The sequence below is a fragment of the Marinobacter flavimaris genome, from assembly GCF_002933295.1.
Classification (GTDB): Bacteria; Pseudomonadota; Gammaproteobacteria; order Pseudomonadales; family Oleiphilaceae; genus Marinobacter; species Marinobacter flavimaris.
In genome coordinates, this window is record NZ_PSSW01000005.1 from 368,167 (window position 1) to 394,355 (window position 26,189).

Annotated in this window: 24 protein-coding genes and 1 pseudogene; 15 read left to right on the top strand and 10 right to left on the bottom strand. The window is 57.8% G+C overall.

Annotated elements, in window-relative coordinates; all coding sequences use genetic code 11:
- The first annotated feature begins 189 nt into the window (after positions 1–189).
- The 3 genes from MDHKLMBL_RS12045 (at position 190) to MDHKLMBL_RS12055 (ending at position 2,428) form a co-directional block, all read left to right on the top strand.
- Positions 190–474, top strand: a complete 285-nt coding sequence (locus MDHKLMBL_RS12045) for a hypothetical protein (RefSeq protein ID WP_008171059.1) — start codon at positions 190–192, stop codon at positions 472–474.
- A gap of 67 nt (positions 475–541) precedes the next feature.
- The gene (locus tag MDHKLMBL_RS12050) at positions 542–1,918 is read left to right on the top strand and encodes a class II fumarate hydratase (RefSeq protein WP_104270878.1); all 1,377 of its coding nucleotides are present in this window, start codon (positions 542–544) and stop codon (positions 1,916–1,918) included.
- A gap of 27 nt (positions 1,919–1,945) precedes the next feature.
- A complete protein-coding gene (locus tag MDHKLMBL_RS12055) occupies positions 1,946–2,428 on the top strand; it encodes a CDP-archaeol synthase (protein ID WP_104270879.1) in 483 nt (160 codons plus the stop codon).
- Here MDHKLMBL_RS12055 and MDHKLMBL_RS12060 read toward each other — a convergent pair.
- Positions 2,425–3,399, bottom strand: coding sequence for a metallophosphoesterase (locus tag MDHKLMBL_RS12060; RefSeq protein WP_008171065.1), 975 nt, complete (start codon positions 3,397–3,399; stop codon positions 2,425–2,427). The genes MDHKLMBL_RS12055 and MDHKLMBL_RS12060 overlap by 4 nt on opposite strands.
- Positions 3,400–3,564: 165 nt before the next feature.
- Here MDHKLMBL_RS12060 and chrA point away from each other — a divergent pair, with 165 nt between their 5' ends.
- From chrA to msrB, 3 genes are all read left to right on the top strand, one after another.
- Complete coding sequence (gene chrA, locus MDHKLMBL_RS12065; protein ID WP_104270880.1) at positions 3,565–4,746, top strand: chromate efflux transporter; 1,182 nt, start codon at positions 3,565–3,567, stop codon at positions 4,744–4,746.
- A gap of 112 nt (positions 4,747–4,858) precedes the next feature.
- Positions 4,859–5,512, top strand: coding sequence for a peptide-methionine (S)-S-oxide reductase MsrA (gene msrA / locus MDHKLMBL_RS12070; protein WP_008171069.1), 654 nt, complete (start codon positions 4,859–4,861; stop codon positions 5,510–5,512).
- An 11-nt stretch (positions 5,513–5,523) separates the two neighbouring features.
- Positions 5,524–5,949: a peptide-methionine (R)-S-oxide reductase MsrB gene (msrB, locus tag MDHKLMBL_RS12075; protein WP_008171070.1), complete on the top strand. Its 426-nt coding sequence runs from the start codon at positions 5,524–5,526 to the stop codon at positions 5,947–5,949.
- Between the two features lie 33 nt (positions 5,950–5,982).
- On the opposite strand, the gene sorU is transcribed toward msrB, so the two are convergent.
- Positions 5,983–6,303: a SorU family sulfite dehydrogenase c-type cytochrome subunit gene (gene sorU / locus MDHKLMBL_RS12080; RefSeq protein WP_014578339.1), complete on the bottom strand. Its 321-nt coding sequence runs from the start codon at positions 6,301–6,303 to the stop codon at positions 5,983–5,985.
- A gap of 58 nt (positions 6,304–6,361) precedes the next feature.
- Positions 6,362–7,588, bottom strand: coding sequence for a SorT family sulfite dehydrogenase catalytic subunit (sorT, locus tag MDHKLMBL_RS12085; RefSeq protein WP_104270881.1), 1,227 nt, complete (start codon positions 7,586–7,588; stop codon positions 6,362–6,364).
- 214 nt (positions 7,589–7,802) lie between these two features.
- Here sorT and MDHKLMBL_RS12090 point away from each other — a divergent pair, with 214 nt between their 5' ends.
- Positions 7,803–8,567 (top strand): lysophospholipid acyltransferase family protein, encoded by a 765-nt coding sequence (locus MDHKLMBL_RS12090; RefSeq protein WP_092030392.1) that lies wholly within the window; start codon positions 7,803–7,805, stop codon positions 8,565–8,567.
- 25 nt (positions 8,568–8,592) lie between these two features.
- Here the strand turns inward: MDHKLMBL_RS12090 and MDHKLMBL_RS12095 are convergent, their stop codons facing one another.
- A complete protein-coding gene (locus tag MDHKLMBL_RS12095; RefSeq protein WP_199185506.1) occupies positions 8,593–9,576 on the bottom strand; it encodes a calcium/sodium antiporter in 984 nt (327 codons plus the stop codon).
- A 9-nt stretch (positions 9,577–9,585) separates the two neighbouring features.
- A complete protein-coding gene (nhaD, locus tag MDHKLMBL_RS12100; RefSeq protein ID WP_008171080.1) occupies positions 9,586–10,836 on the bottom strand; it encodes a sodium:proton antiporter NhaD in 1,251 nt (416 codons plus the stop codon).
- A 324-nt stretch (positions 10,837–11,160) separates the two neighbouring features.
- On the opposite strand from nhaD, the gene mqo reads away from it, so the two are divergent.
- From mqo to MDHKLMBL_RS12125, 5 genes are all read left to right on the top strand, one after another.
- Positions 11,161–12,642: a malate dehydrogenase (quinone) gene (mqo, locus tag MDHKLMBL_RS12105; protein WP_008171082.1), complete on the top strand. Its 1,482-nt coding sequence runs from the start codon at positions 11,161–11,163 to the stop codon at positions 12,640–12,642.
- 156 nt (positions 12,643–12,798) lie between these two features.
- The gene (locus MDHKLMBL_RS12110; RefSeq protein ID WP_008171084.1) at positions 12,799–14,031 is read left to right on the top strand and encodes an ATP-grasp domain-containing protein; all 1,233 of its coding nucleotides are present in this window, start codon (positions 12,799–12,801) and stop codon (positions 14,029–14,031) included.
- Positions 14,032–14,086: 55 nt separating this feature from the next.
- A complete protein-coding gene (locus tag MDHKLMBL_RS12115) occupies positions 14,087–16,111 on the top strand; it encodes a hypothetical protein (protein ID WP_104270897.1) in 2,025 nt (674 codons plus the stop codon).
- A gap of 48 nt (positions 16,112–16,159) precedes the next feature.
- A complete protein-coding gene (locus tag MDHKLMBL_RS12120) occupies positions 16,160–17,830 on the top strand; it encodes an acetolactate synthase large subunit (protein ID WP_008171088.1) in 1,671 nt (556 codons plus the stop codon).
- Between the two features lie 47 nt (positions 17,831–17,877).
- Positions 17,878–18,741: a hypothetical protein gene (locus tag MDHKLMBL_RS12125; protein ID WP_104270882.1), complete on the top strand. Its 864-nt coding sequence runs from the start codon at positions 17,878–17,880 to the stop codon at positions 18,739–18,741.
- Here MDHKLMBL_RS12125 and MDHKLMBL_RS12130 read toward each other — a convergent pair.
- From MDHKLMBL_RS12130 to MDHKLMBL_RS12140, 3 genes are all read right to left on the bottom strand, one after another.
- Entirely contained in the window at positions 18,738–19,625 is an 888-nt protein-coding gene (locus MDHKLMBL_RS12130) for a chemotaxis protein (protein WP_014578332.1), read from the bottom strand. The genes MDHKLMBL_RS12125 and MDHKLMBL_RS12130 overlap by 4 nt on opposite strands.
- A gap of 213 nt (positions 19,626–19,838) precedes the next feature.
- A complete protein-coding gene (locus MDHKLMBL_RS12135; protein WP_008171094.1) occupies positions 19,839–20,495 on the bottom strand; it encodes an SDR family oxidoreductase in 657 nt (218 codons plus the stop codon).
- A 69-nt stretch (positions 20,496–20,564) separates the two neighbouring features.
- The gene (locus tag MDHKLMBL_RS12140; RefSeq protein WP_062786351.1) at positions 20,565–21,161 is read right to left on the bottom strand and encodes an exopolysaccharide biosynthesis protein; all 597 of its coding nucleotides are present in this window, start codon (positions 21,159–21,161) and stop codon (positions 20,565–20,567) included.
- A gap of 261 nt (positions 21,162–21,422) precedes the next feature.
- Here MDHKLMBL_RS12140 and MDHKLMBL_RS12145 point away from each other — a divergent pair, with 261 nt between their 5' ends.
- Positions 21,423–22,346, top strand: coding sequence for a substrate-binding periplasmic protein (locus tag MDHKLMBL_RS12145; protein ID WP_158254283.1), 924 nt, complete (start codon positions 21,423–21,425; stop codon positions 22,344–22,346).
- On the opposite strand, the gene MDHKLMBL_RS12150 is transcribed toward MDHKLMBL_RS12145, so the two are convergent.
- Positions 22,307–23,281, bottom strand: a complete 975-nt coding sequence (locus MDHKLMBL_RS12150; RefSeq protein ID WP_241956223.1) for an MBL fold metallo-hydrolase — start codon at positions 23,279–23,281, stop codon at positions 22,307–22,309. The two genes, MDHKLMBL_RS12145 and MDHKLMBL_RS12150, sit on opposite strands and share 40 nt — an antisense overlap.
- A gap of 324 nt (positions 23,282–23,605) precedes the next feature.
- On the opposite strand from MDHKLMBL_RS12150, the gene MDHKLMBL_RS12155 reads away from it, so the two are divergent.
- Both MDHKLMBL_RS12155 and MDHKLMBL_RS12160 read left to right on the top strand, forming a co-directional pair.
- Positions 23,606–24,013: a hypothetical protein gene (locus MDHKLMBL_RS12155; protein WP_104270884.1), complete on the top strand. Its 408-nt coding sequence runs from the start codon at positions 23,606–23,608 to the stop codon at positions 24,011–24,013.
- A 127-nt stretch (positions 24,014–24,140) separates the two neighbouring features.
- Positions 24,141–24,881 (top strand): hypothetical protein, encoded by a 741-nt coding sequence (locus tag MDHKLMBL_RS12160; RefSeq protein ID WP_104270885.1) that lies wholly within the window; start codon positions 24,141–24,143, stop codon positions 24,879–24,881.
- 315 nt (positions 24,882–25,196) lie between these two features.
- On the opposite strand, the pseudogene MDHKLMBL_RS12165 reads toward MDHKLMBL_RS12160, so the two are convergent.
- A pseudogene (locus MDHKLMBL_RS12165) lies at positions 25,197–26,066 on the bottom strand (IS256 family transposase); the annotation flags it as partial.
- Between the last annotated feature and the right edge of the window lie 123 nt (positions 26,067–26,189).

Consider the following 26,189-nt stretch of genomic DNA (forward strand, 5'->3'; position numbering starts at 1 on the left):
TACTCTGTATCCTGTTAATGGGGTAGGGAAGAGATTAGCAACAACAGTGGCTTAGCGGTGTAGGAACTTCCTACAGCAGTGCCTTTGCCGGCAATGAAAACCTGGTTCTGTGACAGCCTTGGCACTATGGACTGTCCTGGCGTCAGGAGCGACTACACTTACCAGAGGCTCATCGAAAGGGAGATAACCATGACAGTTCCTGAGAATGGTCTGACGAATCACGAAGTCACCATCTGCCTGGCTGGCGGTGCCGTGCTGGGTCCGTTCAATGCGACCTGGAGCAAGGATTCCGGTGGGGATGTGCGTGAGCTGGTCCGCGAGTACGATGCGTTTCTGCAGGGTGAAAAGCAGCACCGTTACAAGTTTCACCTGCACGACACCTACACCAACACCGTTCATACCCTGATCCTCAATTTTGAACAGGTTACGGGCATCTGCGACCATGTCCGGCTCAGATCCCAGGGCGGCGGCTGAGCCATGGCCGGGCCCCTGGCGTACACGCCAAGAAGCCCACAGTGCAAATGCACGGACAGGAGGGAATATGAGCGAATTCAGAACGGAAACCGACAGCCTCGGGGACGTACAGGTACCTGCGGATGCGCTCTGGGGCGCTCAAACCCAGCGCGCGGTGGAAAACTTCCCGGTCAGTGGCCAGCTGATGCCTCAGCCGTTTATTGCCGCTGTTGCCCAGATCAAGCGCGCGGCCGCCGAGGCCAATACCAGCCTGGGGCTGCTCGACAACGATCTGCGGGATGCGATCTCCCAGGCTTGCGAAGATCTGGTTAAGGGCGAGTACGCGGATCAGTTTCCGGTAGACCGCTACCAGACCGGCTCCGGCACCAGCACCAATATGAATGTCAACGAGGTGATCGCCAGTATCGCCCGCAACGCAGGCTTCGAGGTGCATCCGAACGATCATGTGAACATGAGCCAGAGCTCCAACGACGTGATTCCAACGGCGATCCACGTGAGTGCCGTGATTGCAGCCAAGGAGAAGCTGCTGCCGGCGCTGTCGCATCTTTGCGGTGTGATCTACGAGCAGGAAGCGGCGTTTTCCAGCCAGGTAAAAACCGGCCGCACCCACCTGATGGATGCCATGCCCGTGACCCTCGGCCAGGAGTTGAAAACCTGGCGCGAACAGCTTCTGGCCGTGGAAAAGCGGGTAGAAGCCGCGGCTGATGAGCTGTTGGCCGTTCCCCAGGGCGGCACGGCGGTGGGTACCGGAATCAATGCGCTACCGGAATTTCCGGGCCAGTTCGTCAAGTTCCTGCGGGCCAACACCGGCTATCCTTTTACGTCGCTCGATCACAAATTCACCGGCCAGAGCGCGGTGGATGCCCCGGTGGCCCTCTCCGCACAATTGCGCGGAGCAGCCATCGTGCTGACCAAGATCGCCAACGATCTGCGCTGGATGAACAGCGGCCCTATTCACGGCCTGGCTGAAATCAGTCTTCCGGCATTGCAACCGGGCAGCAGTATCATGCCGGGCAAGGTCAATCCGGTCATCCCGGAGTCCGTGGCCATGGTCGGCGCCCAGGTGATGGGGCTGGACAGCGCCGTGGCCATTGCCGGTCAGTCCGGTAATTTCCAGCTCAACGTGATGCTCCCGCTGGTGGGCAGTAACCTGCTGGACATGACCGATTTGCTCGCCAATGCGGCCATCATGCTGGCGGACAAGGCGATCAAGGATTTCACGGTTAATGCCGACAACCTGAACGCAGGTGTGGGCAAGAATCCCGTACTGGTGACCGCGCTTAATCCCGAGATCGGCTACAGCCTGGCGGCAGACATCGCCAAGGAAGCGTATAAAACGGGCCGGCCAGTCATCGATGTGGCGGAGGAGCGCAGCGGCCTGAGCCGGGAGCGGCTCGAGGAGTTGATGGATCCGCTCAAGCTGACCCGGGGCGGTATCGCCTGATCGGTCGTTTCAGAGGGGCGCAAACGCTTGCTGATCATCCTGGAGTTGTTTGTGATGCTGGTGCTGGCCAACGGCACGCCGGTGGTTGCGGCCGGGCTGCTGAAAAACCGCTGGTCGGCCCCGGTGGACGGCGGTCGACTGCTGTCCGATGGTCGCCCCGTATTTGGTGAAAGCAAAACCTGGCGGGGTGTTGTATCCGGTGCACTGGCTTGCGGGCTTTTTGCGCTGTTTACCGGGCTGGGATTCGTGTTCGGGCTTCTGTTCGGCCTGCTGGGGCTGGGAGGAGATCTTCTGAGCAGCTTCATCAAACGTCGAATGGGTTTGGAATCGAGTGCCCGGGCTGTCGGGCTGGATCAGATCCCGGAAGCCCTCCTGCCCATGCTGCTGGCGATGTGGTGGCTTCCGGTGAGCCTGTGGGTAGTGTTGGTTGTCGTGGTGGTTTTTACCCTGTCCAACATCTATGGCTCACCGCTGCTCTACCGTCTCGGTATACGCCGGCAGCCCCACTAAACCGGGCCGCGAGTCAGGGTGTGAAGGGTTACTTCCGGCGGGCAGTTCAGGCGAACGTTTACCACGGACGTTCCGGAACCCGGTGAGGTGTAGCCCTGCATACCGTTCATCCGCCAGTAACCTCGACCGAGTGTGCGCGGGCAGTCAGAGTCGAGAGTCACCGGTATACCGCCGGGCAGGCAGATCTGGCCGCCGTGTGTGTGGCCGCAGAGAAAGACGTCGTAGCCGGCGTGGGCAGCCTCGCGCCAGATCTCCGGCGTATGGCTGAGCAGGATGCTGGTGCCTCCCGCAGGGATATTGTCCCCCGCCTGGTGCAGGTTGTGGACCTTGAAGAAGTGGGCGTCGTCCACACCCGCGAGGTACAGGGTCTGGCCTCCCCGTTCAATGGGCGCCATTTCGTTCATCAGCAGTTGGTAACCCATGTCTTCCAATGCCGGTACCATGCGAACGCTGTCGTGGTTACCCAGAACCGCATAGGGCTTGCTTTTTATACCGTCCCTCAGCCGCGCCATGCCGTCCAGGGCGCCCTCAATCGGGCCCCACGTGAGTTTCCGGTAGTCGCCGGTCAACACGCACAGATCGTAGTCTAACGGTTCGATCTGGCGCAGGACTGCCTGCAGGTTGGCTTCGTCCATGTCTACGTGCAGGTCGGTCAGATGCAGAATGCGAAAGCCCTCGAAGGCTTCCGGCAGGCCGGGAAGCTGGAAATGATTGTGCACGGTGTTCAGACGCCGGCTGTTGCTCTGGCCCCGGCCCCAAAGGCCAACCATGCGCAAACAGGTACGGATAAAGCCGGGCGCCGTGGCCCAGTTTTCCAGATGGAATGAGCTGTGATCCTGCCCGAATACCTTCGCTTCAGCTTCCCGTTCAATGCCGAGCCTCTGGCGGGCGTGAACAGGGCCGAGCCTCAGGCTCAGGCGGTATTCCAGGAGTTCATCCTGGTTCTCCGGTGTACGAGCCCTTGCCGTCATTTTTCTTCCCTTATATGCCGAGCCGGGCATGGCCGATGTACTGAGTGGCAAACCCTGTCTGTCATTATGGATGGCCTTCGAAGGTATGCAACCAAAACGACACAATGTTCATGTTTGATGACACACTGGCCGTGAAACCAGCGGAGCAACAGACTCAGGAGATTTATGACGGAACCATCGAGTGATGACAGGCTGTCGTTCAGCCAGATTTTCCTGCTGTTCCTTCGGCTGGGGCTGACGTCGTTTGGTGGTCCGGCAGCGCATCTCGGATTCTTTCACGATGAATTTGTCAAACGTCGGCGGTGGCTCTCAGACAGTGCCTACGCAGAAGTTGTGGCCCTCTGCCAGTTGCTGCCGGGACCGGCTTCCAGCCAGGTCGGTCTAACCATCGGGTTCCTGCGCGGTCATTACCGCGGCGCACTCGCAGCGTGGCTGGGGTTCACCCTGCCATCGGCGGTGATTATGATTGGTCTTGCGCTGGGATTGAGCGCCTGGCCAGAGGCCAGCAGTGGCGGCTGGATACAGGGTCTCAAGTTGTTTGTGGTGGCGGTGGTGGCCCAGGCGGTCTGGCAGATGGGAAAAACCCTGTGCCCGGACCGTCCCCGAATCGCCATGGCTTTGCTGGTAGCGGTGAGCCTTCTGGTGATGGGCGAAACCTGGATGCAGATACTGGCGTTGGTCATTGCCGGGGCTGTGGGTTCCTTTCTGGGGTTGGGGAGCGGAGAGGCATCTGAGCCGCTGCATGTGCCACTGCAATCCCGGAAACCTGCGCTTTTTGCAGGGGCCTTTTTGATTCTGTTGTTGGTTTCCTTCCTGCCTCAGGCCACCGGCAGTCTTGGCTGGATAGGCGCTGAAATGTACCGGGCCGGTGCCCTGGTGTTTGGCGGCGGACATGTAGTGCTGCCCTGGCTGCAGGAGGGCTTCGTGGCCTCCGGTGCCATGCCGGCGGACACTTTCCTGGCGGGGTATGGCGTTGCCCAGGCTATGCCGGGACCGCTGTTTTCCTTTTCAGGATTTCTGGGTGGTTCACAGGCCGGTGTTCTCGGTGGTGTGATTGCGGTACTGGCTGTGTTCCTCCCTGGAACCCTGCTTGTATTCGCCGGTCTTCCCCTATGGAGCTGGCTTCGGGAGCATCGTCGCGCCCGGTCAGCGCTGGCCGGCGTAAATGCAGGCGTGGTGGGGTTGTTGCTGGCGGCTCTCTACGATCCGGTCTGGGTCTCCGCCGTCCATGGTGCGCATGATCTGGCACTCGTGCTCGCCATTTGGGTCTGTCTCGCTGTCTGGCGGGTTCCGGTCTGGGTACTGGCGCCGCTGAGTGCGCTGGCTGGAGTGATCCTGCTGTCCTGATCAACGTACATATAATCCCCTCTTCCTGAGCCGGCACATGGGTTGTCAAATCAGCAGGTTTCCAGCCACAATCGAGCGGTTAAAGGCAGATAATTCGAACGCAGAGGTTACCATGACGACATCCTGCAGTATCCCGGGTCTCAACGTACCACGTAGCCGTTTTCCCGATCCTGAACAGGACCTGCCGGCGGCCGAGGGCGAACAGCGTGTCGTGCTGGCTGGCGGCTGTTTCTGGTGTGTGGAAGCCGTTTTCCTGGCCATCGATGGCGTAACCAGTGTTGAGTCCGGTTACGCTGGCGGTCACGCCAGCTCTGCCAATTATGAGGCCGTATGCTCAGGTACTACCGGTCACGCAGAAGTGGTGGATGTTCACTATGACCCTGCCAGGGTCAGTTTTGGCGAACTGCTAAAGGTGTTCTTCTCGGTTGCTCACGATCCCACCCAGTTGAACCGCCAGGGCAACGACCGGGGCACCCAGTACCGCTCGGCTGTGTTCTACGAGACTGCCGAACAGCGGCGGGTAGCCGAGGCCTACATCCACCAGCTCAATCAGGCCGAAGTGTACCCGGATCCGATAGTGACCACGCTGGAGCCGCTGGAGGCATTTTACCCGGCAGAAGAGTACCACCAGAATTTTGCTGCCCGTAATCCCTACCAGCCATACATCATGGCCGTGGCCGCCCCGAAAATGGAAAAGCTTGTAGACAGCTATCCTGATCGCCTGAAGCCGGAATTTACAGACAACGACGCAGGCAGCACCGCCTGAGGAGGCAGACTATGGGAGTTTCCGCTGCAGGTTATGACCTGACACCACTAAACGAAGCACAGGTTGAGGAGAAAGCTGCGGATCTGACATCGGAAGAGCGGCGCGTACTGCTCGACCATGGCACCGAGCATCCGTTCTGCGGAACCTTGCTGGATAACAAAAAAGCCGGTGTTTACCACTGCCGGCTTTGCGATCTGCCTTTGTTCAGCTCGGACTCGAAGTTTGACTCGGGAACCGGCTGGCCGAGTTTCTTCCAGCCCTTTGATCCGGAGCATATCCGCTACATTGAGGACACGAGTCTTGGCATGACCCGCACCGAAATCCGCTGTCCCCGTTGCGACAGCCATCTCGGCCATGTCTTTCCTGACGGCCCGCCGCCAACCGGGCAGCGCTACTGCCTGAACTCGGTTGCCATGGTGTTTCAGGAAAACGCCTGAGACGAAAAAAAGGGGGCCGCAGGGCCCCCGATTCTATTTATTGCCGCCTGTCACAGTCGCCACGTAGTGGGCCACAGCATTTATCTGTTCCTCAGACAGCGACTCGTTGAACGCCGGCATGACACCCACCCCGCTGGTTACGGCATTGACCACCTGTTCCATCGTGGGTTTGAGTTCATCGAGATCCGGGCCGATGGCACCAGCCGAACCGGCGTCCGCCAGGGTATGGCATATGGTGCAGGAAGGTTGTGCCTCCTGAGTGAATACCTGTTTCCCCTTGTCAAAGTCGCTGGCGATCGTCAGGGGCGACAGTCCTATCAGGGCTATGGCGCCCAGTACTGCAGTTTTTCTCATATCATTGCTTTCCGGATAGGTCGGAGCCGCCGTACTCCCGGGTCGGCTCCGCCAATGATCAACTGATGGCAACCGTGACTCCGTGGTCGCTCCAGCCATTGTGACCGTAGCCACGTTCGTTCTCGATCCGACCCTCAGGCTGGGTGTTGCCCTGCACGTCGGTCGCCCGGCTGACAATCCGGTGCTCTCCGGCCGCTAGATCCGCTGCCAGGACAAACGGCCTCCAGGCATAGGGACCAAGGTCCGGTCCCAGGAAACGAGCCTGTTTCCAGGTTTTACCACCATCCACTGAAACGTCGACTTTTTCGAGCGGAACAGTGCCACCGAAAGCGACGCCATAGATCATATTGCGACCGCTCTGACCGCTTTCCAGAGGCGATGTTACCCAGGATTTGACGTTCATTTCCCACATGGAAGGCTGATCCGGGGCGCCTTTCACGCCGACATCACGAACCCGGTAGCCTGAAGCCTGGATCTTGGCGTCCGTCTGGTTTTCGGTGAAGGCAACGTTCTTGACGTACTTCACGTTATTCACGCCGTAGTAACCCGGCACAACCATTCTTAGCGGGCCACCGTGCGTGTGGGTCAGAGGCTCGTCATTCATTTCCCAGGCCAGCAATGCGGTTTCCATGGCACGGGTGGGAACGGAACGTTCCACGATAATCGTTTTCGGGTCCAGGCCGTCGGGAAGTGTCTCGCCGCCGGTGCTGGTGATGTACCGGGTACCGTCAACAGGGCCGCCAAGAGCCTCCACAACATCTTTCAGCGGTACACCGGTCCACATGATGCAGCCCGCAGCGCCAACAGACCATTGGGTACCACTGGCGCCATGGGGGAAGAAGGCGCGACCGTTACCGGAACACTGTAATACGGAGGCAACGGTGGTAACCCCCATCTGTTTCAGGTCGCCGACCGTCAGGGTTCGGGGGTTTTTCACGCCCTCCATCCGCACCTCCCAGGCATCCGGGTTATCGGTTACCGAGGCTGGTGGCGCGGGCAGGTTATTACGAACGAACAAGCGGTCACTTGAGGTGATAACGCCATTGCCGATTGCCCCCCGTTGGGTTTCCATCGTGTTTGCGCTGTGAACAATCAGGGCGTTGCGTTCTTTCCAGGCGGCGTAATCCGGGAGTGATTTTGGTTCATCGGCTTTGGCAAGGGGCGTAAATCCCAGCACGCTTACCGCGGCCATGGCGCCGGCACTGCCAAGTAGCAGGGTGCGGCGGGAGGGGTTCTGAAGGCCCGGGTCATTCGGGCCGCGCATCAGCGCTGATTCCTGCTTCATTATCCGTCTCCTTCTTAGGGTTGTCGTCGGACGGTGGGACTGCTTTTTCAATTCTTCGCGGTTATATCCTTATACCTTATAGGTAATGGTCAAAAATTAAGCAATACTTTTGTGTGTTATTCAACGGGTTTTTCAGTCGCTATAATTCGCCCCCTATTGAACGCGCAGCAACGAGGCCGCGAACGAACCCGGGAAACAGAGAAGGGTCGCTGAGATGATTCGATTGAAGATGAATCCGCTAACGGAGTCAGCAACGCTTCTTCGGCGGGCGGGTGTGGTTCTGGGCAGTGTCGGATTGACAGCACTCTTTTCCCTGTTGGTTTTGCTCAGGGCGCTGTTCGGGAGGTTGAACCGGCCCATCGTCGACAAATACTGCCGCGAGTGGTCGGCCTCGCTGTTACGACTGGTTCGTGCCAGCCTCACCGTACGCGGGCAAGTGCCTGATTTCGGCGACGGGCGCCGGTACATCATCATGTGCACTCATGCCAGCCACTATGATATTCCGGTTACCTTCGTATCGTTGCCGGGATCGATCCGTATGCTGGCAAAAAAGGAGCTGTTCAGTATCCCGCTGCTGGGGCAGGCCATGCGTGCAGCGGAATTCCCCTCAGTAGACCGCTCCAATCGGCAACGTGCAGTCAGGGATCTGGAGAAGGCGCGGGCGATGATGGAAAGTGGAATCGTGCTCTGGGCCGCGCCCGAGGGAACCCGCTCGCCGGACGGAAAACTTCTGCCTTTCAAGAAAGGCTGTTTTCACCTGGCGCTGGATACTGAGGCGGTGATCGTGCCGGTGGCCGTGCGGGGTATCCACCGTGTTTTACCGGCCCGCACCTGGCAGATCAACCTCGGGCAGCCGGTGGATGTGAGGGTAGGAGAACCGCTGGATACGGCAGGAAAGACCAAAGCCGACCTGGACGAAGTCATGACCGAGGTGCGCGCAAGGCTGACGGAGCTGTTGGGAGACGGTGAAGCCGGTTAGCACCGGCCTCACATCGGCACGCAGATCAGGCCGTACCGGCAGCCACCACCGTGGAGAGCAGATAGCCGGTATAGGCCACGTACACCAGCACCAGGATGCCACCATCCACACGGCTCACCAGTTTTCGCCATCCGGTAAGCCCGTAACCCATCAGGAACAGACCCACCGTGAGCGCCAGCATCAGCGTCCAGTCACGGTAGAGCACTTCCGGGTCCACCGCGAGGGGTTCGATAACAGCCGCGAGACCCACCACGGCGAGGGTGTTGAAAATGCCCGACCCCAGAATATTGCCCAGGATCAGGTCGTGTTCGTTCTTTTTGACCGCGGCCAGAGCCGAGGCGAGTTCGGGCAGGGAAGTGCCGATGGCAACGATGGTGAGACCGATCACCAGATCGCTGACTCCAAGGCTCTGGGCAATCGTGACGGCACCCCAGACCAGCATCCGGGAGCTGACGATCAGCAGTACCAGGCCAATTACCAGCCAGATCACGGCGGTTTTCAGGGGCATGGGGTGCGCAATGATCTCGGCGTCGGCATCACCGGCCAGAGGGTCCGCCTTGCCTTTCAGGCCCTGGTAGATTGACCATCCCATAACCAGAGCAAATACCGCCAGCAACACCCAGCCATCCATGCGTGAGAGTTGCCCGTCGATCAGCTGGGCGCCGGCAATGAGGGTGAGTACGATCAGCAGTGGCAACTCCTTGCGGATCACCTGGGAGTGCACTGCAATGGGCGCGATGATGGCTGTCAGGCCGACAATAAGCGCAATGTTGGTAATGTTGGAGCCATAGCCGTTACCCAGGGCCAGGCCAGGGTTGCCATCAGACGCAGCCATGGCTGAGACGGCGAGTTCCGGTGCCGAGGTGCCGAAACCGATAATCACCATGCCGATCAGCAGGGTGGGCATGCCGAGATGTTTGGCGGTCGCCGCGGCGCCCTCCACAAATTTATCGGCACTCCAGACCAGCAGGATCAGGCCGGCGATGATTGCGCCAAATGCCATTAGCATAGATAGACCTCAGTTGATGAAACGCCCGAGCATGTAGACACCGGCATAGCCCAGGGTATAAGCCGCCAGAAGGTGTGCAAGATACCGCATATAGGCGGCAAAGGTCAGCCCCGGAATCTTGCTCATTGCCACTATACCGGCGGCTGAGCCAATCACCAGGAGCGATCCACCCACACCCACGGCATAGGTCAGGCCCATCCACTCGCCGGGGCTCATGTCGATGCCGGCCTTCAGCAGGGCCGCCGTCAGAGGCACGTTATCGATAACGGCCGAGAAGATGCCCATCAGGTAATTGGCGTACAGCGGCGGCAGGATGTCGTAAATCGCCACCAGCGAATCCAGCGCATGGATCTCCTTGAGCATGCCCACCAGCAGAAGGATGCCGAGAAAGAACAGCAGCGTTTCAAACTCGATGATGCGGATGTACTCGAGAATCGGGTCCAGATCGGAGTCGTCACTCATGAATCGAGACACCAGGAACATGATGGACAGGCCGAACAGAAAGGTCAGTACCGGTGGAATCCCGAACAGGGCATTACCGGCAATGGTGCTCAGGATTGTTAACAAAAACAGCCCGCTGATGATCGCGTCCACCCGTCGCACAGGGGTATTGTTGGAGCGCAGGGTCACGGTTCCTGTGAGCCCTCGAGACAGGAAAACCGCAAGGATGAAAACGGTGATCGAGGCCGGAATGGCCAGGGTCAGAAGGGTCAGTATTTCAACCTTTTTCGCCAGGAAAATCATCAACGTAGTGACGTCGCCGGTGATCAGCGAAACGCCTCCCGAGTTGACCGCAAACACAACCAGCGTGACGAACTGGATACGTTTTTTCAGCTCCAGATCCAGAGACAGAATCAGCGAGCATGAGACTAAAGTGGCGGTGATATTGTCTGCTAAAGAGGAGAAAATGAAACAAAAAAGACCGGTCAGGAACAGTAGCCGTCGCTCGCTTACCTGCTTCGGCATGATCAGGTAAATCACGTTTTCGATCATACCCTTCTTGTTCAGGTAGGCGACAAACGTCATGGCTGCGACCAGAAACAGCCACAGCCCGGCGATTTCGGCGATGCTCTCGGACAGACCATCGGAAATGGCAGACGTTTCACCAGCGTTATCACTGAACAGGAACAGCAGCATCCAGCTCATGGTGCCAAAGAACAGCGTTACCTTGGCCTTGTTGATGTGGATGACCTCTTCAAATATGACGCCTAGCAGCGCCAGAACCGCGAGAATAATCAGAAACGCATCAAGGGCAGACATTGGGGAAATCCCGTCCTGGTTTGTCAAAGTGGAGGCCTGAGCCGGCCAGACAGATCACGCGGGCGGATTTTAGACCTTTGACCCGTAGCAAACCACTGTTCGTAAGTGCACGTATCGGCCCCTGAAGCAAATAGATGCCGAAGAAAGACGCAACGATTGACAATCGCAATTTATTCTCCCGGCAAAAATCGGGATAATTGCGCGCACATTCAGACCGGAAGCAGACGGCGGCGCCGTTTACCTCGCGCCCGACCGGCTTCCGACAGGCTCTCTTGCTGATCGTGAGAGGGCAAAAAGGCTCAACACTAGCTAGGGTGAAAACCAATGGCCGTTAGACAGGCAGACGTAGTGCTGGTCGGCGGTGGCGTCATGAGCGCCACTCTCGGCATGATGCTCAGGCAGCTTGATCCGTCCCTGGACATCGTCATGGTGGAGCGTCTCGATCACGTTGCCCATGAGAGCACAGACGGATGGAACAACGCAGGTACCGGGCATGCCGGGTACTGTGAGCTTAACTACACTCCCGAGACCGGTGATGGCGATGTCACCATCGATCGGGCCCTGCAGATCAACGCCCAGTTCGAGGTGTCACTGCAGCTGTGGTCCTACCTTGTGGAGCAGGGCATCCTGCCCGAACCCTCCAGCTTTATTAACCGCACACCGCATCAGAGCTTTGTCTGGGGCGAGAAGGATGTGGCCTTCCTCAAGCGTCGTTATGAACGCCTGAGTGCCCATCACCTGTTCCGCGACATGGAATACACCGAGTCTCCGAAGGATCTCGAGGAATGGATGCCGCTGATCGTCAATAACCGGGACCCCATGCAGCGGGTTGCCGCGACCCGGATCAAGCACGGTTCCGATGTGGATTTCGGCTCGCTCACCCGCAGCATGGTGAGCTGGCTGGAAACCCAGCCGAATTTCGAGCTGATGCTCAGCTCACCGGTGCACTACATCGACCAGCGGGACAACGGCCGTTGGAAGATCCGCGTCAAGAACCAGAAGACCGGCGAGCTGACCAAGCTCGAGACCGGCTTCGTGTTCCTCGGCGCCGGCGGTGGCGCGTTGCCGCTGCTGCAGAAATCCGGTATCGACGAAGCCCGGGGCTACGGTGGCTTCCCGGTGAGCGGTCAGTGGCTGGTGTGTGGCAAGCCCGACATCGTCAAGCAGCACAACTCCAAGGTATACGGCAAGGCGCCGATCGGGGCACCGCCCATGTCGGTACCGCACCTCGACACCCGCATCATTAATGGCGAGCCGGCCCTTCTGTTTGGCCCCTTCGCCGGTTTCACCACCCGCTTCCTGAAACAGGGCTCGATCTTTGATCTGATTGGTTCGGTGAAGCCCACCAACCTGAAGCCCATGCTCTCGGTGAGCAAGAGCAACATGGACCTGACACGCTATCTCATCGGTGAAGTGTTCCAGTCCCACGGTGACCGGGTGGCATCGCTGCGCAATTTCTTCCCGGACGCCATGGAAGAGGATTGGCAGCTGCGCATGGCCGGCCAGCGCGTCCAGATCATCAAGCAGGTCGATGGTGGCGGTGGCAAGCTTGAGTTCGGCACCGAAATTGTGGCGGCAAAAGATGGAACGCTGGCGGCGCTGCTGGGTGCTTCGCCCGGAGCCTCCACCGCAGCCAATGCGATGATCAATGTTATCGAGCGCTGTTTCCCGGAGAAGATCAAGACGCCGGAGTGGCAGGAACGGATGAAAGAGCTTGTTCCGTCCTATGGCCAGTCCCTGGTAGAGGACGAAGCACTGCTTACCAAAGTTCGCGAGAGGACCCTGTCGACCCTGAAACTGGGCTGATATTCCCAATCGATCTAAGAAAGCCTAAGGCACTGCGATTGCTGGATTCACTCCCGGCTGTCGTAGTGCTTTTTGCGTTTCAAATGGGGGCGAAATTTGCGATTTCACAGCTAATGCGTAGGGTTAGAAGTCAACCCTTATGAAAGGAGAGAGCCTGTGAGTGAGCAAAAGTACAATCCTGAGAAAGGGTATATTGCATTACTGGGCTGGAGCCTGAATGCGGTTGAAGCGGCCGACAAATTCGACCGTCGGTATGTTGTCGTGGCACCGGACTGGGCCGAAGCCTATTGCGAAGAGCATGACATTCCCTACGTGCCCTGGAATTTTGAGCGCCTGAATGACCGTTCGGTAGAAATTGCGCAGACCCTCAAGGAGATGGGCGTAGACGTTGCCATCCCGTTGTTTGAGGAGACTGTGGAGTGGGCGGGCGCCATTAACTCGGTGTTGATGGACAAGCCTCGTCTGTTCGGCCAGGCCATGCTGCTGCGTGACAAGGCCCTGATGAAACGCCGTGCCCAGCTCGGTGGTATCCGGGTGGGTATCTTCGAGGAAGCGCACGACAAGGGTGATGTTATCCGGTTCCTCAAGCGGGTTAACCAGACTCTGCTGAAACTGGATGGTGACCCCAACGATCCGATTCACCTCAAGGCCTTTGATAAGGCCGGCTGCCTTGGCCACCGGGTGATCCGTACGCCTGATGAAGTCGATACCATCCCGGAAGAAGAATTCCCGGTCTTGATGGAGTCGCACCTGGATGGCTGGGAGTTTGCGGTCGAGGCCTGGATTCACAACGGCAAGATCGCCTTCCTGAACATTTCCGAGTACGTGACGCTGGGCTATTCGGTATTTGTGCCCGCAACACCGGACCTGGAGAAGTATCGCGACCAGATTCGCGGCGAAATCGAGAAGCTGATCAAGACCTTCGATATCGAATTCGGGTTTATCCACCCGGAGTACTTCGTGACCAGCGACCGGACCATGTACTTTGGCGAGGTGGCCTATCGTCCACCGGGCTTCAAGGTATTCGAGCTGCTTGAGCGTGCCTATGGTTTCAACGCGTATCAGGGCATGATCCTGGCCTTTGACCCGAAGACCACGGAAGAGGAAATCAAGGCCTTCTTCCCGAAGGAAGTGGTGGATGCGAAGGGTTACGCCGGTTGTTTCGGTGTGTATCCGCGCCGCCGGGTTGTCAGCAAGCTGGAAATCCCGGAGGAGACCGAAAATCACGAGTATTTCGAGTCTCACGAGCTGACTGCGCCGCTTGAAGAAACGGTCACCAAGCGTACCGCTTTCGGTACCCACTGGGGGCTGGTGTATTTCTTCGGTGAAGACCCCTATGTCATGCGGGACCTCCTGAAACATCAGGAAGACCTCGATTTCTATGTATAATCAGGAGAAGCATTAACAACAACCGGGTTTGGTGCCAGGCCCTGAGGATTATCGTTTGAACGATCACCAATCGGGCAGCGCAGCGCCAGCTGTAAACATTGACAAGCTGGCTCAACGCCTGGATGACGCCATTCAGGCTTTGGAAGAAAGCCGGTCTTTTACCAAGGCCGGCAAACTGCCGCGTGTGCTGGATATTGCCCGCCGGGTCCTGCTGCAGCCGGATGGCTGCCGGATCATCGAGGAGCGCGCTGAGCGCCTTGAGCTGGCGGGCGTCTTTGCCGGCACCGACTGGGCCGAACCCGGTATTCTCCTTCCCACGCTGACAACCTATTCGCTGCAGAGCCAGAATGCCGATACCGTCGTCATTGAGGCCTTCAGCGAATTGCGGCTGCTTGCCGTCGCCCGGGGCAGCTATCTGCACCCTTCGGTGTCGGCTGAACAGGCCCACCACTATCTGACCCAGGTTCTTGCCATCAACCTCGGCCTGCTGTTTGGCATGACCGGCGAGGCTGAGCGGGAGCAGGGCAAGCTCGCGCTGATCAGCCAGAACCTTGTGCAGTACGTGGCCCACCACATCGGCTACGAACATGTCATTGATAGTCTGATCGAGGAGATCTGGCGCATCCTTGAACAGCGACCGATCCAGGTATCGGACGTACGCAAGATGATTACCCAGATTGCCCTTTGCCGGGCCGATCCGCAGGCCGATCTGGGCAGTGCCGGGCGCGGTGCCGACCGGTTGATCTCCAGCCTCTATGGGCCCACCCGGGCCTGCAGTGAAGACCCCGGAACCGTGGTCTACGAGCAGCGGCTGGAAACCATGGACGCCCAGGCCCTGCAGAACGAAGCCACCGGGTTTGCGCGTTCCATGCACGATACCGGCCTGGTCTCGCCTTACCATGCCTCGTTCATACGTTTCATCCTGTTGGACCAGGACACCTTGCTGAGCGAGGCGCTGGGGCTGTCCAGTACCGGCCGGGATTGCCTGATGTGCTATCGGGAGCTGGTCCACACCCTGATTAAAGAAGGTATCTATCCGGAAACGGCACAGGGCATCTACGGCCTGGCGCTACTGCTGGAGCGGGGTATTCTTTATCAACCTCCTGTTGCGCCGGGTCTGTGGCGCCAGGCACGGCTCTCTCTGTGCCCCCATGCGCGGGAGCGACTTGAACTGGCCTATGGCTACCAACCGCAACCCAATGCCTGGCTGATTCAGGGCGTATTGAATATGTTGGGCCAGCCTTTGGGCGTGGGGCAGGGCAACAATCCTACCTGCCAGTCGGCCCGTGCTCTTTCGATGTGGGCCTATAACGATCCGGATTATCTCTTGCAGATGGTGGCCTGGGCTGCCCGAGACAATGAAATCGTCATTCACTTTGAAGGCCAGCCGGTGTCGTCGGCCCGCAGTGTCGGCGGTGTCGCGTCCGAGGTTACCCTCGATCTGGATCCTGTCTCCCTGGTTGTAGTGCCGCATCTGGACCGCATTTATGTGGAGATGGGCCGGTTGTGCGTCGGCCGCGAGGGCGATCCCCACAAATGGGTGAACCCGGAGTTCCACGGCTGGTCTGCCGGGCGCGGATTTGCCATCAACGTGGATGTGGCCACCGGCAAGCTGCATGATCTGGAAGGCTTTATCCGGCATTTCTATGCCAGCTATCACCCCTACTACAACGGCAATCAGCCGCTGATCCACCCGCAGCCCGCGGGTATTGCAGTGACCGACAGTGCCGCCCGGTTTATCGGCTGGCACGCCATTACCATTCTCCGGGCCGCGCTCGATCCGGAAGGCGAGATGCGGATTTATTTCTTCAATCCCAATAACGACAGCGGCCAGAACTGGGGCGATGGAGTCAAAGTCAGTACCTCTGGCAACGGAGAGCGTTTTGGCGAGTCGTCGCTGCCTTTCGAACAGTTCACATCGCGACTGTACATCTTCCATTACGATCCCCTGGAGCGGGGGGAACCTGCGGAAGTGAACGAGGATGCCCTTCGGCGCGTAACAGAGGGTGTGTATCGCAGTTGGGGTCTGGATCGCGTGCCGGCGGATGCTTTGCAGGCGGAGCCGCCCATAACCGATTGATCCCGGAACCTGCCGATCACCCGGAATCCACAGATCAAGAGGAAGGCCATGGCCAACGAACAGACCCCGGCCCGTAATGGGGCCGAGTTGTTTATCCGGGCGCTGGAAAACGAAGGCGTTGAATACATTTTCGCGGTGCCCGGTGAGGAGAATCTTGCCTTCCTTGAGGCTTTGAGGACCTCCAGTATTCAGCTGGTCCTCAACCGCCATGAACAGGCTGCCGGGTTCATGGCCGCCACCTACGGCCGCCTGACGGGGCGCGTGGGAGTCTGCCTTTCCACGCTCGGGCCCGGCGCCACCAACTTCGTGACTGCCGCCGCCTACGCCCAGCTGGGCGGCATGCCCATGATGATGATCTCGGGCCAGAAACCCATCAAGTCCTCCAAGCAGGGGCTATTCCAGATTCTGGATGTGGTGGACCTGATGCGTCCGCTCACCAAGTACACCCGGCAAATCAGCAATGCCAACACCATTCCTGCCAAGGTTCGGGAAGCTTTCCGCCTGGCCTCTGAAGAGCGCCCGGGTGCCGTGCATCTGGAGCTGCCGGAGGACATCGCCGATGAGGCGCCCGAATCCGATACCCACATCTTCAAACCCAGTGACGCCCGGCGGCCCTCGGCCAGCCCGAAAAGCCTGGAGATGGCGTGCGAAATGCTGCGCGAGGCTCGGCATCCGCTGATCATGATCGGTGCCGGCGCCAACCGGAAACGGGTTTCCCAGGCGTTGCTGCATCTTGTGAATGTTACCGGCATCCCGTTCTTCACCACCCAGATGGGCAAGGGCGTGGTGGATGAGCGACATCCGCGCTACCTGGGCAACGCTGCCCTGTCGGCCGGGGACTTCGTTCACTGTGCAATCGACCGCGCCGACCTGGTGATCAACGTGGGCCATGATGTGGTGGAAAAGCCACCTTTCTTCATGACCCCCGGCGGCAAGAAGGTCATTCATGTGAATTTCAGTGCGGCCGACGTGGACCCGGTGTACTTCCCCCAGCACGAGGTTGTCGGGGATATCGCCAACAGCGTGGAATACATGGCCGAGAACTGCGGCCAGTGCGCCAACCATGATTTCACCCGTCTGATGGAGGTGAAGGAGGCGGTGGATGCGCACCTACAGGAACGAGCTGAAGACGATCGTTTCCCGGTGATCCCCCAGCGGATCGTTCATGATGTGCGCCAGGTAATGCCCGATGACGGGATCATCACGCTCGACAACGGCATGTACAAACTCTGGTTTGCCCGCAATTACCGCGCCTACGACAACAATACGGTACTGCTCGACAACGCCCTGGCCTCCATGGGCGCCGGCTTGCCCAGCGGGATGATGGCCTCCATGTTGTATCCGGATCTGAAAGTGATGGCGATCTGTGGCGACGGCGGCTTCATGATGAACAGCCAGGAGCTGGAAACCGCGGTTCGACTGAACCTCAACCTGGTGGTGCTGATTATCAACGACAGTGCCTACGGCATGATCAAGTGGAAGCAGGGCCAGGAAGGCTACAGCGATTTCGGCCTGGATTATCGCAACCCGGATTTTGTTACCTATGCCCAATCCTATGGCGCCAAGGGTCACCGCGTGACCCGCACGGAGGACCTGCGGCCGACCCTGGAAGGTGCCCTGGCTGAAGGCGGTGTTCATGTGGTGGACGTGCCCGTGGATTACAGTGAAAACCGCCGGGTGTTTGATGAGGAGCTGGCGGAACTGACCTGCAAACTCTGAGGGGTGTATTATGCGTCCATGGATGATGAGCCCGAGGTAGCACTGCAATGATCCGTTCCTTTTTTCGCGGCCTGGTGGCCGTCGCGACGCTGACGTTCCTCGCAGGTTGTAGCAACCCCGAGACACCCCAGGAAGTGGCGGCGGCCTTCTGGCAGGCCATGGCCGAGAACGACGCCGGTGACGTGATGGAATACTCCACCCTGGCGGAATCCGCCGCGTTCGATGGTTACAAGCGCAGCTGGACCGACGCCGTGCCATCCTTCGGCCGGGTCGTTATTGAAGATCGCGAAGCCACTATCGTAACCCGCCTGCCGGCCGAAGCCGGAACCGAAGGTGAGCGGCTGGAGCTGGTCACCTATCTCGTACGGTTCCAGGAGCAGTGGCTGGTGGATTACGACCGTACTGGCGAGGCCATCCTTAATCCTTCCCCGTTCAGCAGCATCATGGGCGAGCTCAGCCGGCTCGGTGACGAGCTCAGCGCCCGTTTCTCATCGTCTTCGGATGACTTTGAACAGCAGATGGAGCAGCTGGCGCGGGATCTGGAAGCCTACTCCGAGGAAATCGGGCGTGAGGCAGAGGGCGCCATGGAGGCGTTCGGCAAGAAGTTGCAGGAAGCCATGCGGGAGCTTGAGCGCTCGGTGGAAGACGCCCTGAAAGACAGTGAGCCGACACCGGAGGAAGACCGGGTGATTCTGGAGCAGGCTGCCCGGGATCTGGATCGCCAGGCTAATGAGCTGAACGAGCCCACCATGGAATCGATCGCCAGTGCCAGCCGCACCGTGGCCGAAACCGGCGAACGCTTCACGCGCCTGAGTGAGGAAACGCTGAATCGTCACCGGGAGGAGTGGCAGCAGAGGCTGGCTGAGATGCGCGCTGATGCGGACGAATTTATCGAGCAGCTCAGGCTTTAGCGGGCCTGCTCGGCGCCTCGCAGCATGGCCTGAAGCAGCTCCTCGGCATCGAATTTCGTCAGCGCTTCGTTGGCGCCCACCTGATTGGCATAGCTCAGGCTCATCTCACTGTTCAGTGATGTATGCAGGATGATGTAAGGCTGCTTCAGCGCTGAATTGTCCCGCACATTGAACGCCAGCTCGTACCCATCGAGCCCCGGCATTTCGATATCGCTGACCAGAATGTCCGTGGGCCGGCCCAGTTCATGGTCGCGCAGCAGAATCTGCAGCGCGTCATCACCGTTGGACGTCACCTGGTAGGGGATGTCCTTGCTGTCCAGCACGTCCGAGAGTTGCTTACGGGCCACCTGGGAATCGTCGACCATCAGAATGTTCAGGGACTTGAGCGTCTCACTCTGCACATCCGTGAGAACGACCTCCTGGGTGTCCAGTGATTCCGGATACACCTTCGCCAACAGCAATTCCACATCCAGCAGCTGGATGATATCGCCATCCACGTCCAGCAGACCTGTGATAAACGCCTTGCTGCCCAGGGCTTTGGGTGGCGGCATCACCGATTTCCAGTCAGTCTCGATGATCTGTTGCACGCTGCGCACCAGAAAACCGATCTCCTGGCGCTGGATATCCGTGACAATAATCGAGGCTTTTTCCCGTTCTTCCTGTGTCAGCGGCGGATAGCCGACCGCGGCAGCCATATCAATCACCGGAACGGCGGAACCCCGGAAGGTGGCCGTGCCGATGACGGCGTGATGGCTGTGGGGCAGTTTCGTCAGCCGCATGAAAGGCAGGATTTCCCGGATCTTCAGGGTTCCGATCCCGAACAGACGCTCGCCGGAAAGCCGGAACAGCAGAAGTTTCTGGGTCTGCTTCGCTTTGCTGGACATACAACCGGGTCCTTTCAAACGCAAAAGCCCCTGACGCAGGAGCTTTTCAAGAATTGGATTCAGCAGGCTGTCTGGCGGGCGCTGCCAAGCCCATAAGCCTGAGGTATGTAGCAATAGTAGCAGCTTTACCGCGAATCGGGATTCAGAAGGATTGTTTCAAATGGTGACAGAAACACTCCGCGCGAGGACTTGTGTTGCCATATCAGTGTGCCCTCAGAACGCCATGTCCTTGCCGTCCCAGGCCTTGAAGCAGCCGGTTTCGGCGAGAGTGAGGCTATCAATCTGCCGCCTGAGGCCATCAACGGATTGTTCAACCGATACCTCGGCGTCGCTACCGCCCATGTCCGTGGCCACCCAGCCCGGGTGGTAGATGCCCACGGCTATGCCCTGCTCACGCAGGTCCACGGCCAGATTTCGTCCGAGATTGAGCGCCGCCGCTTTCGAAGCACGATAAATGTACCGGCCGCCACCGGCAGAAGCCTGGGATCCAAGCTTGCTGGATATGATGGCGATTTTCGGGGTGCCGACCCCGGCCAATGCCAGTCTGAGATTGGGTAGCAGCGCCTGTATGGTGAGGAATACGCCGGTCACATTGACCTGGAAGTGCTCCGCCCAGAGTTCTGGCGGATAGCCGCCTTCCAGCTGTTCATGGCGATCAAGCAGAATGCCGGCGTTACAGACCAGGGTTGAGATCGGTTGATTTTCGAGGCGCTCGCCCAGCGCGGTCACGCTGGCGGGGTCGGCGACATCCAGCACCTCCATGCCCGGTTCGCTGCGGGCCGTACCGATGACATGCTCGCCCGCCTCTCTCCACTCATCGGCCAGGCCCTTGCCGATGCCGCGATTGGCCCCCGTGATAAGAATGGTCATGTTTGTATTCCTTGTGGCTGAGGCTCAACATTAGCACAGGTCTCTGGCGATCCCTGCCGGAAGTGCTGCCTACCAGGGGAGGTTATTCAGGATGAACCAGGCGGTGCCGCCGGTCGCCAGGATTGCCACCAGGGCAAGCAGACCGTCCCGCGCCACGATAGCCAGGCCAAACGCCATCAGGGCGATTCCGGCACCGTTGGCGCTGAATGGAATCACCTCCATCAGTGGCATGGCAGCGGCCACAACCATACAGATGATGGCGATAACGTATTGCCCCGGCCCGCGAACCAGCCAGAGCAGCCTTTGTTTTGTCCATCGATCCACAAACCGGGCGGGCTTGTTCATCCAGTCCAGCCCCCTGGCAAGCTTTTCTCTTTCGATGTTCCGGCGCGCCAGCTTTGAGGGAATCCAGATCGAGTGGCGCTGGAAAATCAGTTGCCCCAGGGTGAGTAGCACCATAAGACCAAGCAGCGTCGGTACTCCCGGAATATCACCTATCAGCGGGGCCAGGGTGATTACGCCGGCGATCAAAACCATCGGCCCGAAGGAACGTTCACCAACAGCTGCCAGTACATCGCCCACAGACACCTGAACCTGACCCTCGGTGTTTGCGCGAAGGCGTTCCAGAAGTTCTGTCAGGCTGGCCGGATCGTCTGGCTGGTTCATGGTGGTGCTCGTGGTCTCCTATTGAACAGGTTTTGCAGACACTACCTTGATTGCGCAACGAGTGCATGAACACAAGATGACAGGGAGTTAGCCCGGGCGTTGCTACTCAGAATATTGAGTGCCTGATCAATTAGTCTATATTAATTAGACCTTCCTTCATCGACGGCATCAAAGATGTATCCAGGCAAGAGCAACGGGTTGCCGTTCTCAAAGTTGTTGCACTCGCGTTTTTTGACGCCCGCCCTGTGCAGACCTGCTTTGGTGTTCGCGTTCATTCTCTGTTTTTCGGCCCCGAGCTATGGGGGCTGCGACATCACCCTGCGCTGGGACGATGATCCGCCCTATTTCATGGTTCAGGAGGGCAAGGTGGTCGGCATTGATGCCGACCTGGTCCGTGAGGCCATGGGGCGCCTGAATTGCGGGCTTTCTTTTCAGAAGATGCCATGGGCCAGGGCGCTCCGGGAGTTGCGTGACGGGCATGTGGATATGCTCTCCGGCGCCTACCGGACTCCGGAGCGGGAGGAGTATGCCCATTACTCCGAAGTGGTCGGTCTGGTATCACCCAATATCCTGTTTATTCGGCGATCTGACGAGTCCAGGTTCGAGCTGAATGGCTTGCGGCAGCTGCTGGAATCGGGTTTCAGGCTTGGTGCCCAGATTCATGTGTCCTACAGCGATGAGTACAGCGCCCTCATCCAGAATCCCGACTACGACAAAAACATCGAGTACCTCTCCCGGAGGGAGCCGCTATGGCTCATGCTGGCCCGGGATCGGGTCGATGGTGTGGTGGCCAGTCAGTTAACCGGGCTCTATGAGATTCAGGAGCTGGGGCTGACCGGAATGGTTATTCCCAGCTCCCTGGTCGTGTCCAACAAGCCTGCGTACTTTGTTTTTTCCAAAGCAACCATTGGCTCCGGGTTCGTCGAAGATTTTGATCGCGCACTGCAGTCGATGCTGGATGATGGCACCTTCACGGCTATCGTAAATCGGTACGTTTGCGTGGCTGCATGCGCTGGGCTGTCAGAAAATGAAGATGACCCAGAGGCTTGTTCTTTGGCAGGTCTTTCGGGGGTAGCAAATCTGGCAAAAGCGAATGAAAAAAGCCGGAGGGTTGCTCCGGCTTTTTCGTCTTCAGGATTGGGTCATCACTCGCCAGTTTCAGTGGCGCCGACACCACCCTGGTAGTTGGCAGGAATGAATTCATAGCCCTGGTCTGCGCTTTTCAGGTGCCCCAGGCCGGGAAAAGACAGGTGGGCAGAGCCTACCCAGTACCCGGTTTCCTGGGCGTCGGCAAAGGCCTGTGCACGAGACTCCACTGCCTGTTCACTGTTCACATCGAACTGGATGGCAATGTCCGGCTGCGGGAACTGAACCGCTGCCACGTGAATCAGGTCGCCCCAAAGCATCAGCGTGTTGTCCCCGCTTTCCACCTTGTAAAGGCTGTGGCCCGGGGTGTGCCCGCTGGCGGACACTGCAGAAATACCCGGCACAAGCTCCTGGTCTTTGTCGAAAGGCTTGAACTGGCCGGACTCGACATACGGATTCAAAGAGGCCATCGCGCCTTTGAAAAAGCCCTTGGAACCTTCATCAGCGGCCTTCAGGTTGTCTTCGTTCAGCCAGAAATTCTGGTCTTCCACGTTGGCGCGAACAATGGCATTGGGGAACACAATCTCACCGTCAGATACCAGCCCGCCAACATGGTCCGGATGCATGTGCGTGATGTAGATCTCGTCGACATCTGCGGGCTCGTAACCGGACGCTTTCAGATGCTCAACGAGTTTTCCTAGTGTCGGCCCGAACAGACTGCCGGCACCGGTATCCACCAGCACCAGATGGTTGCCGGTGTTGATCAGATAGCCGTTAACGGACGTGTCGAGCGGGGCAGAGAGGAAGTTGTCTGCCAGGGTGTTATGCACGTGTTCTTCGGTGGTGTTCAGCAATAGTTTGTCCACCGGCAGCTTGACGGTGCCATCGGACAGGGCGGTGATTTCGAAGTTGCCGAGCATGGTGCGGTAATAGCCCGGAGCCTGCTCTTTTACCATCGGGGCCTCCGCCTGGGCGGCGGCCGCAAACAGAACACCGGCTGTCAGGCCGGTAATGCGAGTCAGCATGGTAGGCATAACTAATCCCTCTTCCGTCTTGTAAACAGAATGAATGTTTGGGTGTGGGGGTAATCTTCGTTGAGGGAACCAGTTTAGACCACTCTGGCAGGGCACAAAAAAAGGCCTCGTCGTGGGACGAGGCCTTTTGGTTGTTTGGTGGAGACGGCGGGAATTGACCCCGATGTCGCACCCTTCCAATGAAACACAGTGAACCACTATTAACAGAAAATCAGTCACTTCCGAAAACCCCGACCCACTCAAGGCCACTCTGGAGCACAAAGCCGTGGACACTTTGTTGACACCTTAGTTAAGCTTCCTAACGGTGTTTCAATGGAGTGAACGATGTCCTGGTTTAAAATTTTCTCTGCTGTGGTCGTCGGTAATATTGTTTCTTGGGCAATTATCGGCGTCATGGGATTCTTCCTTTCGTTTCTGATTATGGAAGCCACTATGGAGGAACTGTTAGGCGGTCGCCCAACATTCAATGCTCATTCCAATCCAGTCCAAAAACCGTCTACCAACCCCCACGTTTCGCCTCGTGATTACTTAGCCGAGCAAGCGAGGCAGGAACAACAGCGTCTGGAACAAAGCCGCCGTCAACAAGCTCATGATCGCACCGACCCAACGGTGATTCGCACCAACAGGCAAATGTGTGAGTTCTGGACGGAAGAGTTCAAAAAAGATGGCGCTGAGCAAAGCCGAAAATACCGTGACGCAGCTTGTTCACGTTATAGAGCGAGCCTTAACTAAGCGCTACTCAGCTTACTAAATGGCTGATTCCGGCGGTCAATATCATCTTCCTGGTCTGAATTAGGCCGCGCAGTATTCGCCGAAGGCAGGAAATCAAAGAATAAAATCATACGAATGGAGTCGAATCATGAAAGCTGAGAGTTCTGACGTAATGAACTTTATACGCAGGGATGGACGAGCCGGCGCTCCTGTTGCTTTTCTTACAATCGAGGACGGTGGTGAAAATGGTTCAGAGGAAGAGTTCCTAAAATACATTGGGGGCACTGGTGTTTGGGAACCCGGCGTTAAGCGACGGATTGAGTTAGGTCGGCCTGGCGACTGCATCTCAAAGATCATGTCTGGGCTTCTATTTGGTAGCTTGGAAAACTCCGCTAACTACCGAGACTATACGATCTACCTTTCCAATGAATGGAACCTAAAGTTCTATCCGATAGGTCGGCCTGGCCAGCACGATTGGCAAGATTATTACTCTACCGTTTCAGGATTAACTAAATCAGAGTATGCATCGGAATGTCAGAAGCTTCGGCCAACTCTAATCTGGAACCGGTACGGTGATTTTCTTGAACAAAGTGAATTGGTAGTGATCCTGGCGTCACGGCCTGAGTGGTTGAGCGTGCTCAAGCATTCGGAAAAGTTTCAATACGAAGTTTACCACGTAGAAAAACAGCCAAATGGTCCATGGAAGTGGGCATTCTTTTTCAAGTCAGATGGAATACTGGCTTTTGCCTATTTCGGAATGTTTGTTAGAGGGGTGTCCAATAGGGATTACCTAGAATTCGCTGAGCTCCTGCGAAAATACTCAGGAAACGCATTGGCGGACCAAATCCCAAATATGGTGGGTGAGTTCAAGAGATCGATCGTTCCTTAACCGTTCGCGTATGGACAAAATAGAGCGGTTTGAGGTCTTGCTTTCTGTTCTTTGTGCGAGATCGCCCACAAGATTCACTGATAAATTACGGTTTCGGTTTTGACTAAGTTCGGTAGACTTTGCTCTGAGCCATTCGGTTAGGACGATTAGGGCTCATCGCCGGCAAGGATGCCTGGCAAGCGCGACACCTGCAGAGTGGTGTGATTCCAGGGAGAGATCTGGTTTTGTTGAATCCGAAAGGGTAAATAACCTTTAGTGGGTATTAATCCGGCTTGAGACGAGCCTGTAAATAAATCTGTGTAACTGCCCACCCCATTACAGGTGGCCGTCCAGGCGGTCACCGAATTCGATAATAAAGCGATTCAATGCCGGCTTCCAATCACGGATCGGCATGGTCCATTTCTTTGATGCCTGCTGGATCGCCAGGAAGGCCACTTTTAGTGCCGAGTCATCGGTAGGGAACAGCTTGCGACGTTTGGTCGCTTTGCGGATAACGCTGTTCAGTGACTCAATGGCATTGGTGGTGTAGATGACCTTCCGGATCGCCGGAGGGTACTCGAAGAGCGTGATCATATTGTCCCAATGGCTGTGCCAGGAGCGAGAGATCTGAGGGTACTGGCTATCCCAGCGTTCGCCAAAGGCCTCCAGCGCCTGCCGGGCTTCGTGTTCCGTAGCAGACTGGTAGATCTGCTTCAGGTCCGCAGTAACCGCCCTGTAGTCCTTCCAGGACACGTAGCGCAGCGAGTTCCGAACCATATGCACGATGCAGAGCTGAACCTTGGTTTGGGGGTATTCAGCCGCAATGGCATCCGGGAAGCCCTTGAGACCGTCCACACAGGCGATCAGAATATCCTCCAGACCACGGTTCTTCAGTTCCGTCAGTACCGATAGCCAGAACTTCGCACCTTCGGTCTCGGCCAGCCAGAGGCCCAGCAACTCTTTCTGGCCCTCCATGTTGATGCCCAGGGCAAGATATAGGGACTTGTTGATCACCCTCTTGTCCTGACGAATTTTCAGAACGATGCAGTCCAGATAGACGATGGGGTAGATCGGATCAACAGGGCGATTCTGCCACTCGTGAACCTGATCGATCACACGCTCCGTCACCTTGGAAACCAGTGTTGCCGAGATGTCCGCGTCGTACATCTCCTTGAAGGCGTCCACGATATCCCGGGTGCTCAGGCCTGTCAGCAACAGTGCTAAAAGTCCGTAAATTGTCAGGATAGATTGTCCTCCCGACCCGCATGGCCTTTTCTTGAAGGTGACGAAACCTGAAAGGAAAAGACTCATGCAAAGCCGAGAGGACTT

Excerpts from the sequence above, each read along its gene's own strand:
- MDHKLMBL_RS12045 (WP_008171059.1), top strand. The coding sequence starts at position 190 with ATGACAGTTCCTGAGAATGGTCTGACGAATCACGAAGTCACCATCTGC.
- MDHKLMBL_RS12050 (WP_104270878.1), top strand. The coding sequence starts at position 542 with ATGAGCGAATTCAGAACGGAAACCGACAGCCTCGGGGACGTACAGGTA.
- MDHKLMBL_RS12060 (WP_008171065.1), bottom strand. The coding sequence starts at position 3,399 with ATGACGGCAAGGGCTCGTACACCGGAGAACCAGGATGAACTCCTGGAA.
- chrA (WP_104270880.1), top strand. The coding sequence starts at position 3,565 with ATGACGGAACCATCGAGTGATGACAGGCTGTCGTTCAGCCAGATTTTC.
- msrA (WP_008171069.1), top strand. The coding sequence starts at position 4,859 with ATGACGACATCCTGCAGTATCCCGGGTCTCAACGTACCACGTAGCCGT.
- msrB (WP_008171070.1), top strand. The coding sequence starts at position 5,524 with ATGGGAGTTTCCGCTGCAGGTTATGACCTGACACCACTAAACGAAGCA.
- sorU (WP_014578339.1), bottom strand. The coding sequence starts at position 6,303 with ATGAGAAAAACTGCAGTACTGGGCGCCATAGCCCTGATAGGACTGTCG.
- sorT (WP_104270881.1), bottom strand. The coding sequence starts at position 7,588 with ATGAAGCAGGAATCAGCGCTGATGCGCGGCCCGAATGACCCGGGCCTT.
- MDHKLMBL_RS12090 (WP_092030392.1), top strand. The coding sequence starts at position 7,803 with ATGATTCGATTGAAGATGAATCCGCTAACGGAGTCAGCAACGCTTCTT.
- MDHKLMBL_RS12095 (WP_199185506.1), bottom strand. The coding sequence starts at position 9,576 with ATGCTAATGGCATTTGGCGCAATCATCGCCGGCCTGATCCTGCTGGTC.
- nhaD (WP_008171080.1), bottom strand. The coding sequence starts at position 10,836 with ATGTCTGCCCTTGATGCGTTTCTGATTATTCTCGCGGTTCTGGCGCTG.
- mqo (WP_008171082.1), top strand. The coding sequence starts at position 11,161 with ATGGCCGTTAGACAGGCAGACGTAGTGCTGGTCGGCGGTGGCGTCATG.
- MDHKLMBL_RS12120 (WP_008171088.1), top strand. The coding sequence starts at position 16,160 with ATGGCCAACGAACAGACCCCGGCCCGTAATGGGGCCGAGTTGTTTATC.
- MDHKLMBL_RS12125 (WP_104270882.1), top strand. The coding sequence starts at position 17,878 with ATGATCCGTTCCTTTTTTCGCGGCCTGGTGGCCGTCGCGACGCTGACG.
- MDHKLMBL_RS12130 (WP_014578332.1), bottom strand. The coding sequence starts at position 19,625 with ATGTCCAGCAAAGCGAAGCAGACCCAGAAACTTCTGCTGTTCCGGCTT.
- MDHKLMBL_RS12135 (WP_008171094.1), bottom strand. The coding sequence starts at position 20,495 with ATGACCATTCTTATCACGGGGGCCAATCGCGGCATCGGCAAGGGCCTG.
- MDHKLMBL_RS12140 (WP_062786351.1), bottom strand. The coding sequence starts at position 21,161 with ATGAACCAGCCAGACGATCCGGCCAGCCTGACAGAACTTCTGGAACGC.
- MDHKLMBL_RS12150 (WP_241956223.1), bottom strand. The coding sequence starts at position 23,281 with ATGCCTACCATGCTGACTCGCATTACCGGCCTGACAGCCGGTGTTCTG.
- MDHKLMBL_RS12155 (WP_104270884.1), top strand. The coding sequence starts at position 23,606 with ATGTCCTGGTTTAAAATTTTCTCTGCTGTGGTCGTCGGTAATATTGTT.
- MDHKLMBL_RS12160 (WP_104270885.1), top strand. The coding sequence starts at position 24,141 with ATGAAAGCTGAGAGTTCTGACGTAATGAACTTTATACGCAGGGATGGA.